Raw genomic sequence first — 16,824 nt, forward strand, 5'->3', positions numbered from 1 at the left:
ATCAGGCGGTTTCGGTTCGGTCATGGGTTCGCTCCGGTCGGTTTGAGTCAGCGGTGTGAGGGGGCGGGCCGCGGGAACGCGCGACCCCCACCTAATGCGGGACCGGGACCTATTTGGTCCGAACCGATTGCTACCCAAGCGCTTCGGGCGACCAACTGCCGGACGCGGCGACCCATCGACGCATTCGATTGCGACGCGATCGCCCCCCGCGAATACTCGGCGGGCCGTTCCGCTGCCCCTTTCGAGAAGCGCCCATGTCTCGGCCGACGTTCCCCGCTCTGCTGCTGTCCGGACTGCTGGCCTCAGGGCTGTCCGTGGGCTGCGTGCCCGATCAGAACGACTCGACGGGCCGTGACGTCGTTGAGGACGAAGACGAGGACGACGCGGCGTACGTTCCGCCGGAGACGTTCAGCGCGTTCGTGGGGGACTTCGGGGAGTACTCCTGGGTCGTGCTGTTCGCCCAGGCGCCGATGGACGCGGTCTCCGAGGCGTACGGCGAAGCGGCCGGCGCCGAGGTCACGCGGGACGTGCCGGTCACGGCCACCGACGAGGCGATGTACGGTCCCTCCGGCACCATCGCCCAGGTGGAGGGCAGCGATTGGGTGCAGATCTGCCACCGGGTGGGCCACTGGGAGTCGTTCGACGCCGCGGCGTTCGCGAAGACCCTCAACGCCCCCGTGCTGATCTTTCAGGGCGAGGACACCAGCGGGTCGGTCTCGCTGGAACAGCACGCCGCCGACGGATCGGTGCGGACGTTCCTCACCGCGGACGACCGGGACTTGATGCAGGAACACGCCGATTCGATCGGGACCGCCCCGCCACCGGCGGACGCGAAGATCGTGGAGGACTACGACGCGGCGCTCGCCTCGCTGGGCGTCCTGCCGGTGCGGTTGATGATCCCGGCGCCCGGGGCGGGGCAGGACTTCCCGGACGGCGTGGGCGGGGTGATCGCTCCCCCCGCCGAGGCCGCGAAGCTGACGCGGGTCGACGCCACGCCGGTCGTGTTGGACTGACCGCCGCAGGTCCGGCCGGCCCCCCCTTCTCTCCGCCCTGACGGGAAGGGCGAACTAGTGTTTCTCCGCCGCCCTGCAAGATAACGTGCGCACGTTATCTTGCAGGGCGGCTGGTGGCGCTGGTAGTTGACCCAGTCGGGGTGGCACCTGTGGGAAGTCCGAAGTCAAGGACGGAACCTCCCCGCGACGCCCGTGAGGCTCCTTTTTTCGGAGGGGCGTTTTTGTGCGGGGGCGGGGCGTTCGGGCGCAGGTCCGATCGGACCGGGGGCGTCTGGGGCGAGGGAGCGGCCGGGCGTTCGCGGAAAGACTCTCGGGCGGTTCGGGGGATCGCGGTCGGCGTTCGCGGCAGCGGACGGACGACGGCGTCGCCAGGCACCTGTTGGGGAACTCGCTCCGATTCGGCAGCGCCGGGCCGGGCGGTTCAGTGAGAGGTCTGGGCGTGACGCGAAAGCGTCGCGACGAGGTCGCGGGTCGGCGGTCGGTTCAGTCACTGGTTGAGACTCGGTTCCCGAGCCGCAGCGAACTGCGGCCGGGATCGGTCCAAATGCCACCCTGGGGAACTCGACCGCCCACGCCGACGAATGCGAATCGGGGCCGTTCGAACTCCTCAGGCGGGCGTCCCCCGTTCAGGTCGGGCTCCGCGGCGGACGCGGGTCGGGTCGTAGTTCTGTCCGGTTTTCCACAGGCTCCAGAGCGTGCACGCCAACTGGCGGGCGACGATCCGGCGGGCCTGCGAACGGGGCGCTCCTTGCTGAAGATGCATGTGGAACAACGCGGAGAATGGGTTTTCGGCGCACCGCAGCGTCGTTTCGGCGGCGCCGATCAGCAGGTCTTTGAGCCGGCGGTTCCCCTCCTTGGACAGGTGCGTCTGCGGCCGGCCGGAGCCGCTCTGCCGCTGCCGCAGACCCAGCCCGCAGTATTTCCAGAGGGCGCTTTTGTTTCGGAACCGTCCCGGCGTATCGATCGCGGCGTAGAAGGTCACGCCGCGGATCCAGGCCACGCCGGGAACCTGGGCGAAGCGGCGGACGACCGGCACGTTCCTCGCCGCGGCGGTCAGCTCCCGTCCGGCGGCGACCTCCCGCTCCCGTTCCTGCAGCAGCGCTTCGTGCAGCCGCTCCAGACTCGCCCGCAGGAGGCGATGATCCGGCAGGCGTTCCAGCGCCGAGCGCCAGTCGTCCGGATCGGCCAGCCGGGCGGCGGAGACGAACCGGCCGTGGCGGGCGAGGATCGCGGTCAGCTGGTTCCCCAGCCGGACCCGGCGGCGGACCTGATCGTGATACAGACCGACCGCCTGCTTGAGAGCGCTGCGGCCCGGGTCGGCGACCTGATGGACCGGCTTCAAGAACCCGCCGCGGAAGAGCCGGGCCAGCTTTTCGGCGTCGACCGGGTCGGTCTTGTCCCCCTCGCGGGCGACCCAATGGTTGCGACGGGCGTCGCAGACGACCAGCTCGTCGACGTGGGGCCGCAGCGCCCGGGCCAGCCAGTCGGCCAGCGGTCCCTCCTCGAAGGTCAGCCGGCGGGGCCGGGCGACCTGCCGGAGCGCCTCGACCAACGGCGGAACCGCCGTGGGCAACCGGCGGCGCTGCGTGATCTTCCCGGCGGCGGACAGCACGGCCATTTCGGAGCGGGACTTATGCACGTCGAGCGCGATAAACTTCAGAGCGTGAGACTTCAGTTCGTGGTCCACGGGTCGGGGCTTTCGAAGGGAGACGAAGGACGTCAGACATCCCCAGTTTCCCTCCGAGAGCCCCGGCTTCCCACACTCTCACTGGCATCTTGCCAGTGTTGAGTGACGTAGGCGAGCAGCTCCGCGTCGAGCGAGGAGCAGCTTCGCTCTCACTGGCGACACGCCAGTGGCACGCTGCAAGACCTGTCTGAGGCGGGCTATGATCGATTCGCCCGCGATGCCCGATCTCCCCGCCCTGCCGCTGACTGCGTTTCCCGACCGGGAGTCGGCGGGGGCGGAGTTTAAATCGAGCCTCACCGGGTTTACGGAACTCGGCAAGAAGCTCTGCCGGGCGGCCAGCGGGTTCGCCAACACCGGCGGCGGGCTGTTCGTGATGGGCGTGGACGATAACGGCAACGCCGACGGCGGGATCGACCGGCTCGTCGGTCGGCAGCCGCTGACGGACTGGATCGATGTGGTCGTGCACCGCGTCCTGCCGGCGCCGCGGTATGAAGTCCACCTGATCGACGACGCCGACGGCCGGGGGACGATCGCCCCCGGCCAATGCGTCGCGGCGGTGGAGTTCTTCGAGTCCGCCCTCGTCCCGCATATGGCGGACGACGAACGGTATTACATCCGCGCCGGCGCCCACACCGTGCCTGCCGGGCAATATCTCGTGGACGCGCTCTATGCGAAGCGGGGCGTCGGCAAGCCGTTGATCTCGCACGTCTTTCGCGTCAAACCGGGCTTCCCCGGCACGGTGCAACTGGGCGTGGTGACGCTCAGCGAGACCCCGGCGGTGCAGGTGCGGATCGACCTCTCCGACACCGCCCCGCACTTTAAAAGCGTCGAGAAGCATCTCCCGTTGACGGTACCGGTGATCGGTTCCGGGACGCCGTTCTTTATGGACGTGGCGACCCTGCACGACGCCGACGAACGCTTCGGCACGAACGTGGGGTTGTCGGTCGAATATCAGGATCTCGCCGGGAACCTCTATCAGCACGCCGCCCGGTTGAATATCTCCGACTCGCTGCCGCCGCTGTCGATCGGCACGGAATCGAACGAGAAAGCCGCCAAGGCCTTGGAGAAGATCGAACGGTCGCTGCGAGAGTTGTTGAACCGTCTCGCCCCGGACGGCGATTAAATTGCTCACCAACCCGAAGCGTTAGAGCGAGCCGCGGCGCTTCGTAGCGGCGGCTTCCAGCCGCCGACTCTCGGCGAGGCCATCACGACGCCCCCCGCTCGCTGCGCTTGCGGACGGCGGCAGGATGCCGCCGCTACGGCTCAACGCGGACGGGGCGACGCCCGCCTTGCGGGTCGCATCCCTCGCTGACGCTTCGGGTTGGTAGGGGAACCTCGGCTTGCGCCTCGGGCTGCCGGGGCTTATTTCTCCGACAGATCCAACACGCTGCCGAACAGTTCGACGACCTCGCCGTCGGCGCCTCGGATCGGTTCGCCGCGGGTGAGGACGCGGTTCCAGCTGCCGTCGGGGCGGCGGTGGCGGACTCTTAATTCAAAGCCGTCGCCGCCCTTCCCGGCGGCGTCGAGCGCCGCCAGCAGCGGGGCGCGGTCGTCCGGATGCACGGTGTCGAGGTATTCGTCGAACGCCGGCGGCTCGTCCCCGGGATCCAACCCGGCGATGCGGAACGTCTCCTCGCTCCAATAGACCGAGCCGTCGGAGACGCTCAATTCCCACGTCCCCAGCCCGGCGAGCCGTTGGGTGCGACGCAGGCGGTCCTCGCTCTTCTTGAGGCCGGACTCCTGCTGCTTGCGGACGGTGATGTCGCGGGCGTTCGTGACCACCACGTCCCGACCGTCGACCTGCGTGACCCGGGCGCTGACTAAGACGGGGATCGGGGCGCCGTTTTTGTGATGAAAGTTCACCTCGGCGTTGTCGAACTCGCCCCGCTCCTTGAGGCCGCGGACGAAGGCGTCCCGGCAGGGGCTGGCCGGCCAGAAGGCCGCGTCGTGCACCGTGCGACCGACGATGTCGGACGGCTCATAGCCCAGCAGCTTCGTGAATTGATCGTTGATCTCCGTCACCCGGCCGTCGGCCATCTCGACCAGGAACACGCAGTCCGGGCTGGCCAGAAACGCCCGGCTCCATTTGCGCACGCCCTGTTCGAGCGCGGATTTCTCCGCCTCGGCGTTCGCTAATTCGGCGCGAGCCGCGCGGCAGCGTTCCGCGACGGGGTCGTCCTGCAGGTTTCCTAATTTAATGACGCCCTCGGCGAGTTCGAAATCGCCGTTGTCGCAGGCCCGCTCCGCGAACGCGATCCGCGTCGCCCGCAGCGCCTTTTGGGCGCAGGGGTTCTCCTCCCACAGCGAGATCGCCTCCACCAGCGTACGGCCGGCGAGACCGAAGGCGGCGTAGTCGCCGGTTTCGTTCGCTTCGGCGGCCAGGCTCCGGCCGCGACGGGTGAGGCGGGCGCTCTCGGCGTGGGACTCGTACTCCTTTAACAACTCCTTGAACGCGGCGACGCCGGGGGGGCGGTCGGCGGGGTCGGCAGCCATCGTGAGCCGGGCGATCCGCACTAATTCCGCATCGCCGGCCGCTTGGTTCATCGATTCTTTTGCGGCGGCGCGGTCGTCACCGCAGGCGTCGGAGGAATCGAGCACGCCCGCGACGGCGTTGGGGTCTTCCTCCTCCGGCAGATCGAGCCGGTTCGCCGCGGCGCTGCGGAGGCAGGCCGTCAACGTGTCGCCGGCGTGCGGACGACGACCGACGGCGACCTCGAACAGCACCGCCCCCAATAAATACACGTCGGTGCCCGGGCCGAGATCCTCCGCGTCCCCGCGGGCCTGTTCGGGCGCCATATAAGCCGGCGTGCCGGCGATCCCGGTGACGTCGATGCCCCCGCACAGGCGCCCGGTCGGACGCCCCGCCTGCTGCCCCGCCTGTCGGTCCGCCTCGCACCGCTGCGCCTCGCGGGCGTCGGCGCGGTCCTCTTCGGTCAGCGCCAGACCCCAGTCGTTCAATAACACCTCGCCGAACGCCCCCAGCAGCACGTTCTCCGGTTTAATATCCCGATGAACGACGCCCCGCGAATGGGCGAAGGCGACGGCGTCCGCGACGGCGGAGAGAATCCGCAGGTTCTCCTCCCGGCTCATGGAGCGAATGGAATCGCTCCAGGGCGTGCCGACGATCCGCTTCATCACCAGGAACGGCTCTCCGCTCTCGTCGGCGGCCAGCTCGTAGACCGGCAGGATGTTCGGATGGTCCAGCCCGGCGACGACGCGGGCCTCCGCGAGGAACCGGTCGCGCGCGTCCGGACGACCCGGTTTGAGGGTCTTCACCGCGACGGTGCGGCCCATCGCCGTCTGGATCGCCTCGCGAACCACGCCGCTCCCGCCTTCGCCGATGACGTCCCCGGGCTGGTAGTCCGCGGTCGGCTCGTCACGCAGCGTGCGGGTCGGCAGCGGCGGGCCGGCGGCCAGCTTCGCCCCGGTGAGGTGGGTGAAGCCCCCGTCGGTCGTCGGCGTCAACTGCACCGTGCGACCGTTCGGGTCGGCGGTGTCGCCGCTGCTGTCGACGTCGCTGCCGTCGGCGGCGGTCGCGGCGTCCAGCGGACCGCTGCGGCCCGTCGCCCGCAGACCGGTCAACAATCCCCGGGCGTTCCACCGATTCGGAATGAAGGTGCGGGCGGTCGCGTCGGCCGTGCCGGCGGGCGCGGTCCCGGCGGACGCGGTTTCAGCAGACGCAGTGTCGGTGGACATCGGAAGCAAGCGGGGCGGCGGAGCCAAGGGGAGGCGCAGTGTAGACCGCCCGCCGGTCGTACGTTCGCATCGCTTGCCGCGTGGGGACCGAATCGTCCGCAATTCGGAGATCGCCCCACTCCCGCAGACTCCCCGATCGGCGCCGCGATCAGGTTCCGTCGGCGGCCGGGTTCGCCGGTACGAACCGGCGGGGGTTCTTGAGGAACGCGGCCCGCGTTTTCACGGAAGCGAACAGATACAGCTCGTTTCCGAACACGGCGGACAGCTCCGGCCGACCGGCGACGCGGAAGCCCTCGGCCCTCATCAACACCACATCCTTCCCCCCGACGGCAGGCCGATAGCGGCTCGGGTTTTTGACGAACGCCGCCCGCGCCGCCGGCGTGGCGAATCGCCAGACGTGGCCGTCGTAAGAGGTGGAGATTTCCGCGACCGCCGGGGTCAGCCGCTGCTCATCCCGCAGAGCGACGGGACAGAACCGGCCGTAGTTCCGCGTGTGCACCTCGACCGATTTCGTCTCCGCCGCCCGACGCTGCGTCTCACGACGGACCGCGGCGACCCGCTCGGCCTCCTTGCGGATTGTTTCAAGTCGCTCGGCCTCGACCCGCTCGGCCTCCTTGCGCGCCGCCTCCAGTCGCGCCGCGTCCCGGCGGGCTGCTTCGGCTTGCTTCGCCGCCAGCGCTTCCCGCTCCAAGCGTGCGCGTTCCATTCGGTCGCGTTCAAGACGCTGCCGTTCGAGCCGTTCCGCCGTCGCCTGCTCGGCCTCAAGACGTTCTTGCTTCAGGCGTGCTGCGGCGGCCCGCACGGCGTCGGCCCGCTCGGTCGCGGCGCGGAGGGCGGCGGCTTCGCGAGCTAGACGATCCGCTTCGGCGTCGCTCTGATCGGTGAACGGATCGACCCACCCGGACGGGGCGACCGCCGCGGTTTGAACGGTCGGCGTCGGTTGCGGTTCGAGGCTCGCCGGCTGTTCGACGGACGTTTGCTCGACGGACTCCGGCGCCATCGCCGGCGCCATCGTCGGGGCCTTCGTCGGCGCGGCGGTCAGCATCGGCAGAGGCTCCGGTTCCGGCTCGGCCTCGGGCGGCAGAACGATGATCTCTTCCGCCTGGCCCCGCCGGGGAGCGAGCGCGGCGCCGGGACGGCGGGCGTCGAGAATGTCCAGCTCGGCCAGCAGCGCCGTGCGGAATCGTCCTGGCGGCAGATCCTCCGCGGCTTGGCGGCCGGCGGTTTTCGCGACCCCGGACGGTTCGCCCGCCCCCGCCAGACCGGTCGCCGCGCAAACGGCCAACGCAACGGCGAATCGCAGGACGGGAGGACGGAACATGACGACGCGGGGCACGAGGACGGGGCCTGTGCGAGAGGTATCGGCCGTCCGGTCGCACGGTCCGCGGCGAATCTGAGGGCGGAGTGAAGAAATCGCGGCCTCGCGGTCGATGTCCGCTCATGTACGCGGCGTCCCCGGACCGGGGTCGGCCGCGGTTCCCCCGCTATTCCCCCGTTCGGACCGTGCCCGTGCCCGTCTCGCTGCCGGCCGTCCTACTCTGCGCCCTGCTGCCGGCCGACCCGGCGTCCGGCCTGCCCCGACACGAGGAGAACGCGGCGCTGCTGGATCCGGCGACGGCGGACTTCGTCCCCGCGGAGATCGCCGCCGCGGACGCCCCGCCGATCTCCGCGTTGGGCACGCTGTGCGTGGTCTCGCTGGCGGAGCGCCGGTTCGAGCCGGCCGCGCCGTACTACAGCGCGGTGCACGCCGGCCGGACCTACTTCTTCGCCTCGGACCAGGCCCGCACGCAGTTCCTCGCCGCCCCGGAGACGTATGCCCCGGCGTGGTGCGGCATCGACCCGGTCGCCTATCTGAACGACGGCGTGCTCGCCGAGGGCGCCGTCCTGCGTCGGCACGCCGGCCGGTTCTATCTGTTCCTGAACGTCACGAACTGGAATACCTTCCGCGCGGCGCCCGGGCGCTATGCGCGGTGAGGTGACGGGACGAATGGCTCGATTCCCGTCGGAGTCAGCGGCTGATCGTCCCGCAGGCTCCGCTCACAAGATCTTTTTGATCGTCAGGACCCACTGAACCACGTGCATGACGATCAATGCACAGAGAGCGAAGGCGAAGAACCCCAGCCCGACGTTAAAACCAATCGCACAGTCGAGCCGCGCGTAACGCTGAATCGAATAGCTGATTACCAAGCACCCCACGGAGATCACGAGCGGGACGTCCGCCCACAACAGTGCGGCGGCCTGCATGAAGCTCCCGCGGTCAAAACACCGATGGCGAACCGTGGCCAAGTACGCGGACAAAGCGATCGCAGTCGCGATCACGGCCAATACGACGTTCTCGTCCATAGGTCCGATGCACCGGCCGACAGGGTTAGCGGAGTCGAATTTTATTATCCCCGATCTCCAACCGCACCTTCAACCCGGGCCGGAGTTCTAATCCCGCGTTGTCGATCGTCGCGCGGACGCGCACCTCGCCGGTGCTGGGGACGACTTCGCTGCCGATATACGTCACCCGGCCCTCGCGGCGGATCGGCTTTTGTTCGGGCGGGGCGCCCGGGACCGTATAAATCACCGCGGCGGGGGCGTTCAGACGATCGCGGACGGCGTCGTAGTCGGCGAAGCCCTCGGCTCGCAGTACGTCCAACCGCAGCACCCGCACCACGGGGGTTCCCGGTTCGACCCACTCGCCGGGCTGGCGGAGATGCTCCTCGACCACGCCGGCCAGCGGCGACGTTAGTTGATGCCGGGCCAGCGTGTGCTCCGCCAGTTCGAGGTCCAGCTTCTCCGCGGCGACCTCCAGCGTTTTGACCTCCTTGTCCAGCGTCTTCTGGGCGAGCGCCGCCTCGGCCTCGGCGAGACTCCGCCGGCGGTTATCTACCTCGTCCAGCGAAGCCGACGCCGGGTTGCGCTCGCGGATCGCTTCGATGCGGCTCAACGCCTCCCGGGCGAACTCGACCGCCGTTTCGGCGTAGGCCCGGGCGCTGTCCTCCTCCGCCTGCCGGCGGGTGAGCGCCAACTGACCGGCGGCCGCGTCGCGGGCGATGCGGGCGGCGGCATCGTCCAACGTCGCGACGACGTCGCCCTGCTTCACCACGCCTAATTCCGGCACGGCGAGTTTTGAGAGCACGCCGGCGGTCTCCGCGGGGACGTCCGCTTTCTGATCGACCCGCAGGAAGGCCGCCTCGATCGTCACGGTTCCCGACGGCGGCGCTCCGGCGAGCAGCAGGGCGAACAGCGCAGCGGGCATGGCGAAGCGAGGGGGCCGGGAGGCACGGGACCGCCGCACGATCCTCCGCCGCGGCGGCCCGTGCCACCGTCCGTCCGCAGTTCCGCTCTCTTCCTTCCGCCGACCGACCTATCGAACGGCGAGGGCGACGGGGCGCGTCTCACAGGGGCCGCAGTGCGACGAGCGATTCGTCGACGGGTCGAACACCACCGTGCCGCCGCAATGCGCACAGGCCCGCGTCTCCACGGCCGCGTCCCAATCGCACATCGCCGTCCCGCGGACCACCGAGCCGCACACCAGCAGCGACCCGGCGAGGAGGGCGGCGCTCAGGAGGCGAAACATGGGCGGGTTCTCAATAACGGGAGCGATCGACGGTCGATGGCGACATCGACCCCCATCTTCACGAAATCTTAGCACAATCTTCAAGAGGAGTTCCCTGTCTCCAGCGGGGGAGATCCCGGGAGCAGCGGAGGGAGGTTCGGCCCGACGCCGGTTGCGGGGGCGACCCCGAGCGGACCAAGCTGACGGGATCACCCCGCGTCGCTTTGAAGGCCGCTCAATGCCCGCCGCCCTGCTGCTCGCGTCCGCTCTTGCCGTCGGGACACCGCTGGGGGGCGCGCCGCCTGTCGGCGACGGCCAAGCGGGGGAAGCGGTTCCTTCGGTCGACCTGGATTGGGCGGGCGCCGCGGATCGGATGTGGGCCGGGCCGAACCTGCGGGCGAATCGGTTGCAGGACTGGCGGGTTCGCGGCGGGCGGTTGGAGTGCGTGGAAGCCGGGCCGAACAAGCCGCTGCGAACCGTCGTACATACCGGCGTGCGACTGGCGGGCCCGGGATCGTTCACGGCGTCCGTGCAGATCGAACCGGCGACGGGCGACGGGGACTCGCCGATCGGACTCGTCGGGGGGTTCGCCCGAGACAGCGCCGCCGGGCTGCTGATCGGCGCCGAGCCGAACCTCGAACCCCGCGGCGCCGCGATCGTGCATCACGCGACCGGGCCGGGCGCCGGCTACTTCTGCGGCGTGACGGCCGAAGGCCGGGCGTTCCTGCGGGATCTGGAACAGCCGCTCGATGCGGAGCCGATAAAGATCTCCGGCGCCGCGTTCCCGCCGTCGGCGAAAGGGCCGATCACGATCACGGCGACGGTGGAGGGCGGACGGCTGAGCGTGAAGGTTACGCGTGGCTCGTCCAGCGCCCGGTTCACCCGCGGCGATCTGCCCGCCGAACGGCTCCGCGGGAGCGTCGGCCTCGTCTCGCACCCCGGGTCGAAGGCTCCGGATACGACGACCGGTCGGTGGGCGTTCTCCAACTGGACGATGAGCGGCGACGCCCTCGCCGTCGCCGACGCCGCCTGCGAGATCGGCCCGATCCTCGGCACGAAATACACCCTCGACGCCTCCCGCGGCGACGGCCCCGACCGCGGGCTGCTCACCCTGCAGGCCCAGTTCTAGCCGCTGCAATGGGAGGCCGGCCAACGGGAGGCGTATTCCATGACCGCCCGCCTGGAACTGGATCGCGGCGACGGCTTCGCCCCCGCCGGGCGCCATGCTCTCACCGCGGCGGGGCCCGCGGGGGGCTGCTCTTCGTATCCGTCCGCCGCGGGGTGAGCATGCGGGGTGACGCCCGACCTCGATGGGCGGGACCGCGTCGCCCTCCATGCTCACCCGCCTCCGCTACCGCTACGGCGTGAGAGCATGGCACACGGCAACAGTTCGTACGCCGAAGTCATGGCACGATCAGCGGTTCGGACAAAATAGGTCCCGATCCCGCAATAGGTGAGGGACCGACGTTCCCGCCCGCATCGATGCGGGCGGCCGTCGGCGTCCTCGCGGGACGAGCGACGCGGCCGACGTGGGTGACGGACGCCGCGGACCTCGTCCCCGCGCCGGTCGGCTTGCGCAGCCAATCGACGCGATCCGCCCCCCGTCCGCAGGCAGGACGCCGACCCCGTCGCGCGGTGGTCCGGGAGAGCCAGCGAAGCCGGTTCCCATGAAGAACTCGCTTCGCCCGGCCCCGGGCACCGCGGGCGGTTCGACCCCGCGGCCCGGCGAGCGCCGGATGCCCGTATTACACCTTCTCCACTCCCAACCCCGGCGAACACCAGCCGGGCCTCGGTCTTGACCGGGCGGGGCGGCGAACGTTGAGCGTGCAGTGAAGTACCTGAGTCGACAACCTGACCGAGCGGCCCGACCGCGGAGCGACTGCTCCCCGGCCGGGTTCGCCGCTGCGCAGAACGAGGCGTCACGACCGCCGCCGATCGATTGAGTACTCTGCCGAACCCGCCGCTCGCTCGTAGTCTCCCCTCCGTGACCTCGCCCGCGAATCCGCCGCCGCTCGATCCGCCGCCGATCGATCCGTCGACGCCCGCAACGCCGGTGCCGCGGCCGGTGCGGTCGGAGTTTCCCGAGCCGGTGCGGCCGGACGATCCGGCGGCGGTCCGCGCTGCTCGTCGCAATCGGACGCGGCGGCTGATCTTCGCCGGGGCCGTGGGCGTCGGCGTGCGGTTGGTGGTGATCGTCGCGGAGTTCGCCGCCTACGTCGCCTGCGGGGCGGAGGTGCTGTTGGTGGACGCCGTGGCGAGTCTCGCGGACGTCGCCGCCAGTTTGGCGCTGCTGGCCGCGGTCAAATATGCGGAGCGCCCGCCGGACGACGATCACCCCTTCGGTCACGGTCGGTTCGAACCGCTCGCCGGGCTGCAGCTGGGCGTGTTGATCGTGCTGCTGGGCGCCGCGCTGGGCGGCCGGGCGGCGTGGGACGCGGTGAGCGAAGACGTCGCATTGATCCTGCCGCTGTGGGCGGCCGCGGTGCCGCTGGCGGCCGCCGTCTTGTTAGAAATCACCGGCCGCGTGGTGAAAAGCGTGGGGCGCCGGGAGCATAGTTCGGCGCTGGTCGCGGAGGCGTATCATTATCGAATCGACGCATTCACCAGCTTGGTGGCGGCGATCGGATTGGCGGCGGCCTCCACGGCGCCGGAGTGGGGCGGATTGATCGACCGCGCCGGCGCCGCGGCGCTGGCCTCGCTGATGATCGCCTTGGGGCTGGCGGCGGTCTGGGAGAACCTGCATCAACTGGTCGATCGCGTGCCGGACGACGAGCGGTTCGAACTGGTGCGGGACGCGGCGGCCTCGGTGGAGGGCGTGCTGGAAGTGGAAAAGGTCCGCATTCAACACGCCGGCCCGGACGCCCACGTAGATATCGACGTGGAGGTGAACCCGGAAGAAACGGTCTGCGAAGCCCACCGCACCGCCCAACACGTGCGAGCCGCCGTGCAGATGGCCTGGCCGAGCGTGCGGGAGGTCGTCGTGCACGTCGAGCCGTATTACGAGGGGGACCATTGAACGGTCCGATTGAACGTTCGCCGCGTCCCGGACGCTTGAAGCGTCCGGGACGCTCGGTTCGACCGTCCGCGCTTCGCCCTCGGCTGTGCGCCGTCTCCCGGAGACCTACACTGATCGTCCCCCGCCCCGAACTGTCCGCCTCGCCGATGCCCCGTTCGTCGCTTTACGCCGCTGCGTTCGCCGCCGCCCTCCCGCTTCTGTCCGCGGCGCCGGCGCAAGCCGACGTGCTGGAACTGCGCGGCGGCCAGAGCGTGACCGGGGAGATCCTGAAAGAGGACGGCGACGCGTTGTACGTCGATCTGGGCGTGGACGTGGTCCGCATCCCCAAGGACCGCGTGCTGTCCCGGCGGGCCGAATCCGAGGCCGACGCCGGACGGGACGTGAACGACAAAGGCGTCTATAAGACCGCCGACCTGCCCGGCGGGAGCGTCAAGCAGCTCGCGGACAAATACGGCGAAGGCGTCGTCTTGATTCAGACCCCCGGCGGGCTGGGCAGCGGGTTCATCATCAACGAGGACGGCCTCGCGGTGACGAACTATCATGTCGTCGAGAAGGAGACCCGCCTCGCCGCGACGCTGTATATCAAAGAGGGCAATACGCTGCGGCGCCGGCGGGTGCGGGACGTGGAACTGGTCGCCTTGAACCCGTTCCTCGACCTGGCGCTGGTCCGCATCCCGAAACAGGAGGGCGTGACCTTCAAACCGGTGTTCCTCAGCGAGGAAGCGGACTACCGCGAGGGAGACACGGTCTTCGCGATCGGCAACCCGCTGGGGCTGGAACGCAGCGTCAGTCAGGGGATCGTCTCGAACCGTCACCGCAACTTCGAGGGACTGACTTATATTCAGACCACCGCCCAGATTAACCCCGGCAACAGCGGCGGGCCGCTGTTCAACGCCCGTGGGGAGGTCGTCGGCGTCACCAACATGAAACTGACGTTCGGCGAAGGGCTGGGCTTCGCGATCCCGGTGACGTTCGTCAAAACGTTTCTGGATGAATGGGAGGCGTTCGCCTACGACCGCAACAACGCCAACAGCGGATATCGCTACCTGGAAGCGCCGACCCGCCGCGACCCCAACCCGCCGCCGGCTGCGGAGGAGTAAACGAGTCGCCCGCCGATCGCACGGTCGGCCGGCGAACGAACCGAAACGCGCGACGGCGACGGCAAACCGGCGCGGCGGCGCTCGATCGCCCCGTGAAACAGGGCTGTGCGGTTGACGGTGAGCGGCGCCGCTTCAAGAATCGCCGTTCTTCATTCGGCGAACGCGACGGCCCGCAGTCGGCCACGCGCCTCCTCGCCCGCGTTCCCCACCGTCTCCCGCAGCGCTTCAATATGAGCGGCCCGATCGTCCGCACCGGTTCCAACGACAAGTTGCGGGACGGGTGGGACCGCATCTTTGGCGACGGGGACGGCTCCTCCTCCGCCAAGAAGTCGAGTTCTAAAAAGTCGGCCGCCAAGAAGCCCTCCGCGAAGAAGTCGCCGGCGAAGAAGAAGGCGCCGGCCGCGACGGCTGCGGCGAAGAAGACCCCGGCCAAGAAAGCCGCTGCCAGCAAGGCTCCGGCGAAGAAAGCCTCTCCCAAAAAGGCCGCCCCCAAGAAGGCGGCCGCGTCCGTCAAACAAGCCGCCGCCAAAAAGGGCGCCGGCAAGAAAACCGCCGCCGCGAAGGCCGCGGTCGAAAAGGCGTCCCCGAAGAAAGCTGCCAAAGGCGCCGTAAAAGCCTCCGCCGCCAAAAAGAGCACGGGCAAGAAAGCCGCTCGCGGCAAGAAGAAATCGAGCTGATTCGTTCGTCCTGAGGCGTGCCACCCCGAACAAGCCGGTCGCGATGCAGTCCGCCGCCGCGGGAACCCTGCTGTTCGGGACGCTGATCGCCTACTCGCTCGTGCAAAGCCCGATCCCGGGCGTGAACGAGCCGCAATACCTCGGCAAGGCGCTGCATCTGGTCGATCCGACGTATTGCCCCGGCGATTTCTTCCTCGATTCGTCCGACCCGCATGGGGTCTTCGGGTTGCTGTGCGGCCCCGTCGCGGAGCGATTCGACCTCGCGACCGCGGCATTGTTCGGACGCGTCTTAGGACTGGCGCTGCTGGCCTGCGGGTGGACGATGACGGCCCGGCGGACGCTCGGCACGGCGTGGGCGGCGCCGATCAGCGGCGCGGCCTTCCTCGCGGCGGCGGCGGCCGGGAACCTCTCCGGCGAGTGGCTCGTCGGAGGAGCCGAGGGGAAGGTCTTTTCCTACGGCGCCCTGCTGATCGCCTTCGCGTGGGCCGTCGATCGCCGCTGGGCGCTCGGCGCCGCGGCGGCGGGCGTCGCGGTGTCGTTTCACCCCGTCGTCGGCGTGTGGGGCGTCGGCTGCGGGGCGTTCGCCGCGGTCGTGCTGGCCGTGCGACGCCTGCGGCGGAACGAACCGATCGGGCGTCCAGGCTGGGGAACCACGACGCTCGCCGCCGTCGGCTTTCTGCTGTGCGCCGCCCCGGGGCTCTGGTTCGCCCTCGATGCGTTGGAGGCGGCGCCGGGCGTGGATATCGGCCGGGCGAACTTTCTACAGGTCTATTTACGGCTGCCGCACCATCTCGACCCGATGACGTTCCGCACCCCCGCGTGGATCGGGTTCCTGCATCTCACCTTCGTCTGGGCCGTGCTGCGTCGCTGGGGCGCCCGCTCTTCTGAAAAAGCGGCTGCGGCCGAATCGACGCTCGCCCTGACCGTGCTCGGCAGCCTGATCGTGGCGTACGTCGGCGTTTTAATCGGGCTGCGAACCGGCGAACCGCACGAAGCGACGGCCCCCTATTTCCGTGCGTTTTTGTTGAAGTTTTATCCGTTTCGGCTCGCGGACGTGTTGGTCCCGCTGGCGGCGTCGCTGGCGGTCGCGGGCGTGGCCGCGCGGTTCGCGCGGAGCGCCCCGCGAGCTCTCGGCGTCGGCGTCGCGGGGGTCGGGCTGTTCGTCCTCGCCCTGTGGATTCCGTTCTACGACCGCGACCCGGCCGGGCTGACGGACGAGGAGGCCGCCGATTGGCGAACGATGTGCGCATGGATCGACGCCTCCCTGCCGGCGGATGCGGAGGTCGTCACGCCGACCCGCAATCACGCCTTTAAGTGGTACGCCAAAAGAGCGGAATACGTCTGTTTTAAAGACTGCCCGCAGGACGCCGCCGGGATCCTCGAATGGAACCGCCGGCTGCGCATCCTGCGAACCTGGGCGGGCGTGCGGTACGGGGACGACGCCGCGATCGGCTACGACCAAGCGGAACTGGCGGAACTGGGCGTCGCGACGGAGGCGGACTATCTGCTCACGATGGCCCTCGGCCCGATCGACGCCGCCCCGACGCACGTCGCCGGCGCGTGGCGGCTTTATCGATTGCGGTCCGCCCCCGCCGAATAGAGAATCGTTCCGGCAGAAATCAAAAACGGCCGCCCCCGTGTCCGGGGACGGCCGCGATCAGCGTTTACTCTTCGACTCGCGTCTCAGACGGCGTCAGTTGGCGGCGTCCGGGATCGGGAGCAGCGGCGCGGTCTTCTCCTCGGTGACCGGCGGGCACCCGTCGTTCGGCAGCTTGCCGTCTTTAATCTGGTCGCCGTAGGTCTTGGAGGTATCGCAGCTCTTCATCTCCGCGACCTTGGCCATGGCGGCGTTGAACTTCTCCTGGTCCTTTTCGTTCTCGCCGACCAGCTTGGCCAGCTCGGCGCCGTAGGGGTTGCGGAGCTTTTTATTCTTGGGTTCGGTCTTCTCATGACAAATATCGCAGCGACCTTTATTGATCGTTTCTTTGCCGAGCGTCTCTTCGTACTTCTGTCCGAAGAATTTGAGGTGCTGCGGGCGGGCCTGGGCCTCGTCCGTGCCGTTGGGGGCCGGGGCGAGCAGCAGGCCGCCGG

Annotated in this window: 14 protein-coding genes and 1 pseudogene; 8 read left to right on the forward strand and 7 right to left on the reverse strand. The window is 69.4% G+C overall.

The window, feature by feature from the left end; translation table 11 throughout:
• Nucleotides 1–254 precede the first annotated feature (254 nt).
• The gene (locus LzC2_RS14845; RefSeq protein WP_171188374.1) at nucleotides 255–1,013 is read left to right on the forward strand and encodes a hypothetical protein; all 759 of its coding nucleotides are present in this window, start codon (nucleotides 255–257) and stop codon (nucleotides 1,011–1,013) included.
• A 607-nt stretch (nucleotides 1,014–1,620) separates the two neighbouring features.
• Here LzC2_RS14845 and LzC2_RS14850 read toward each other — a convergent pair.
• Nucleotides 1,621–2,700 carry an IS110 family RNA-guided transposase gene (locus tag LzC2_RS14850; RefSeq protein WP_171188376.1) on the reverse strand — a complete coding sequence of 360 codons (1,080 nt, stop codon included), beginning with the start codon at nucleotides 2,698–2,700 and terminating at the stop codon, nucleotides 1,621–1,623.
• A 217-nt stretch (nucleotides 2,701–2,917) separates the two neighbouring features.
• Between LzC2_RS14850 and LzC2_RS14855 the strand changes: the two genes are divergently transcribed.
• Nucleotides 2,918–3,823, forward strand: a complete 906-nt coding sequence (locus LzC2_RS14855) for an AlbA family DNA-binding domain-containing protein (RefSeq protein ID WP_171188378.1) — start codon at nucleotides 2,918–2,920, stop codon at nucleotides 3,821–3,823.
• Between the two features lie 239 nt (nucleotides 3,824–4,062).
• On the opposite strand, the gene LzC2_RS14860 is transcribed toward LzC2_RS14855, so the two are convergent.
• Nucleotides 4,063–6,396: a protein kinase domain-containing protein gene (locus tag LzC2_RS14860; RefSeq protein WP_171188380.1), complete on the reverse strand. Its 2,334-nt coding sequence runs from the start codon at nucleotides 6,394–6,396 to the stop codon at nucleotides 4,063–4,065.
• Nucleotides 6,397–6,544: 148 nt separating this feature from the next.
• A complete protein-coding gene (locus tag LzC2_RS14865) occupies nucleotides 6,545–7,717 on the reverse strand; it encodes a hypothetical protein (protein ID WP_171188381.1) in 1,173 nt (390 codons plus the stop codon).
• Between the two features lie 188 nt (nucleotides 7,718–7,905).
• Between LzC2_RS14865 and LzC2_RS14870 the strand changes: the two genes are divergently transcribed.
• Nucleotides 7,906–8,370: a YHS domain-containing protein gene (locus tag LzC2_RS14870; protein WP_171188383.1), complete on the forward strand. Its 465-nt coding sequence runs from the start codon at nucleotides 7,906–7,908 to the stop codon at nucleotides 8,368–8,370.
• Between the two features lie 63 nt (nucleotides 8,371–8,433).
• On the opposite strand, the gene LzC2_RS14875 is transcribed toward LzC2_RS14870, so the two are convergent.
• From LzC2_RS14875 to LzC2_RS14885, 3 genes are all read right to left on the reverse strand, one after another.
• Nucleotides 8,434–8,640, reverse strand: coding sequence for a hypothetical protein (locus tag LzC2_RS14875; protein WP_171188385.1), 207 nt, complete (start codon nucleotides 8,638–8,640; stop codon nucleotides 8,434–8,436).
• Nucleotides 8,641–8,764: 124 nt separating this feature from the next.
• Nucleotides 8,765–9,640 (reverse strand): efflux RND transporter periplasmic adaptor subunit, encoded by an 876-nt coding sequence (locus LzC2_RS14880; RefSeq protein WP_171188387.1) that lies wholly within the window; start codon nucleotides 9,638–9,640, stop codon nucleotides 8,765–8,767.
• Between the two features lie 108 nt (nucleotides 9,641–9,748).
• Nucleotides 9,749–9,961 carry a hypothetical protein gene (locus LzC2_RS14885; protein WP_171188389.1) on the reverse strand — a complete coding sequence of 71 codons (213 nt, stop codon included), beginning with the start codon at nucleotides 9,959–9,961 and terminating at the stop codon, nucleotides 9,749–9,751.
• 217 nt (nucleotides 9,962–10,178) lie between these two features.
• On the opposite strand from LzC2_RS14885, the gene LzC2_RS14890 reads away from it, so the two are divergent.
• The 5 genes from LzC2_RS14890 (at nucleotide 10,179) to LzC2_RS14910 (ending at nucleotide 16,333) form a co-directional block, all read left to right on the forward strand.
• A complete protein-coding gene (locus LzC2_RS14890; RefSeq protein ID WP_171188391.1) occupies nucleotides 10,179–11,069 on the forward strand; it encodes a hypothetical protein in 891 nt (296 codons plus the stop codon).
• 810 nt (nucleotides 11,070–11,879) lie between these two features.
• The gene (locus LzC2_RS14895) at nucleotides 11,880–12,956 is read left to right on the forward strand and encodes a cation diffusion facilitator family transporter (protein WP_206678734.1); all 1,077 of its coding nucleotides are present in this window, start codon (nucleotides 11,880–11,882) and stop codon (nucleotides 12,954–12,956) included.
• Between the two features lie 146 nt (nucleotides 12,957–13,102).
• The gene (locus LzC2_RS14900; protein WP_171188393.1) at nucleotides 13,103–14,056 is read left to right on the forward strand and encodes a S1C family serine protease; all 954 of its coding nucleotides are present in this window, start codon (nucleotides 13,103–13,105) and stop codon (nucleotides 14,054–14,056) included.
• Nucleotides 14,057–14,286: 230 nt separating this feature from the next.
• Entirely contained in the window at nucleotides 14,287–14,733 is a 447-nt protein-coding gene (locus LzC2_RS14905) for a hypothetical protein (RefSeq protein WP_185168676.1), read from the forward strand.
• 43 nt (nucleotides 14,734–14,776) lie between these two features.
• Nucleotides 14,777–16,333 carry a DUF6798 domain-containing protein gene (locus LzC2_RS14910; RefSeq protein ID WP_171188395.1) on the forward strand — a complete coding sequence of 519 codons (1,557 nt, stop codon included), beginning with the start codon at nucleotides 14,777–14,779 and terminating at the stop codon, nucleotides 16,331–16,333.
• A gap of 93 nt (nucleotides 16,334–16,426) precedes the next feature.
• Here the strand turns inward: LzC2_RS14910 and LzC2_RS14915 are convergent.
• Nucleotides 16,427–16,824: pseudogene (locus LzC2_RS14915) on the reverse strand (hypothetical protein); the annotation flags it as partial.

Source organism: Alienimonas chondri (assembly GCF_013036045.1).
In the GTDB taxonomy this organism is placed as follows: Bacteria; Planctomycetota; Planctomycetia; order Planctomycetales; family Planctomycetaceae; genus Alienimonas; species Alienimonas chondri.

What these genes read in the sequence shown, in the direction of transcription:
- LzC2_RS14885 (WP_171188389.1), bottom strand. Translation starts at nt 9,961, where the DNA reads ATGTTTCGCCTCCTGAGCGCCGCCCTCCTCGCCGGGTCGCTGCTGGTG.
- LzC2_RS14865 (WP_171188381.1), bottom strand. Translation starts at nt 7,717, where the DNA reads ATGTTCCGTCCTCCCGTCCTGCGATTCGCCGTTGCGTTGGCCGTTTGC.
- LzC2_RS14845 (WP_171188374.1), top strand. Translation starts at nt 255, where the DNA reads ATGTCTCGGCCGACGTTCCCCGCTCTGCTGCTGTCCGGACTGCTGGCC.
- LzC2_RS14875 (WP_171188385.1), bottom strand. Translation starts at nt 8,640, where the DNA reads ATGCAGGCCGCCGCACTGTTGTGGGCGGACGTCCCGCTCGTGATCTCC.
- LzC2_RS14860 (WP_171188380.1), bottom strand. Translation starts at nt 6,396, where the DNA reads ATGTCCACCGACACTGCGTCTGCTGAAACCGCGTCCGCCGGGACCGCG.
- LzC2_RS14910 (WP_171188395.1), top strand. Translation starts at nt 14,777, where the DNA reads ATGCAGTCCGCCGCCGCGGGAACCCTGCTGTTCGGGACGCTGATCGCC.
- LzC2_RS14880 (WP_171188387.1), bottom strand. Translation starts at nt 9,640, where the DNA reads ATGCCCGCTGCGCTGTTCGCCCTGCTGCTCGCCGGAGCGCCGCCGTCG.
- LzC2_RS14890 (WP_171188391.1), top strand. Translation starts at nt 10,179, where the DNA reads ATGCCCGCCGCCCTGCTGCTCGCGTCCGCTCTTGCCGTCGGGACACCG.
- LzC2_RS14855 (WP_171188378.1), top strand. Translation starts at nt 2,918, where the DNA reads ATGCCCGATCTCCCCGCCCTGCCGCTGACTGCGTTTCCCGACCGGGAG.
- LzC2_RS14900 (WP_171188393.1), top strand. Translation starts at nt 13,103, where the DNA reads ATGCCCCGTTCGTCGCTTTACGCCGCTGCGTTCGCCGCCGCCCTCCCG.
- LzC2_RS14905 (WP_185168676.1), top strand. Translation starts at nt 14,287, where the DNA reads ATGAGCGGCCCGATCGTCCGCACCGGTTCCAACGACAAGTTGCGGGAC.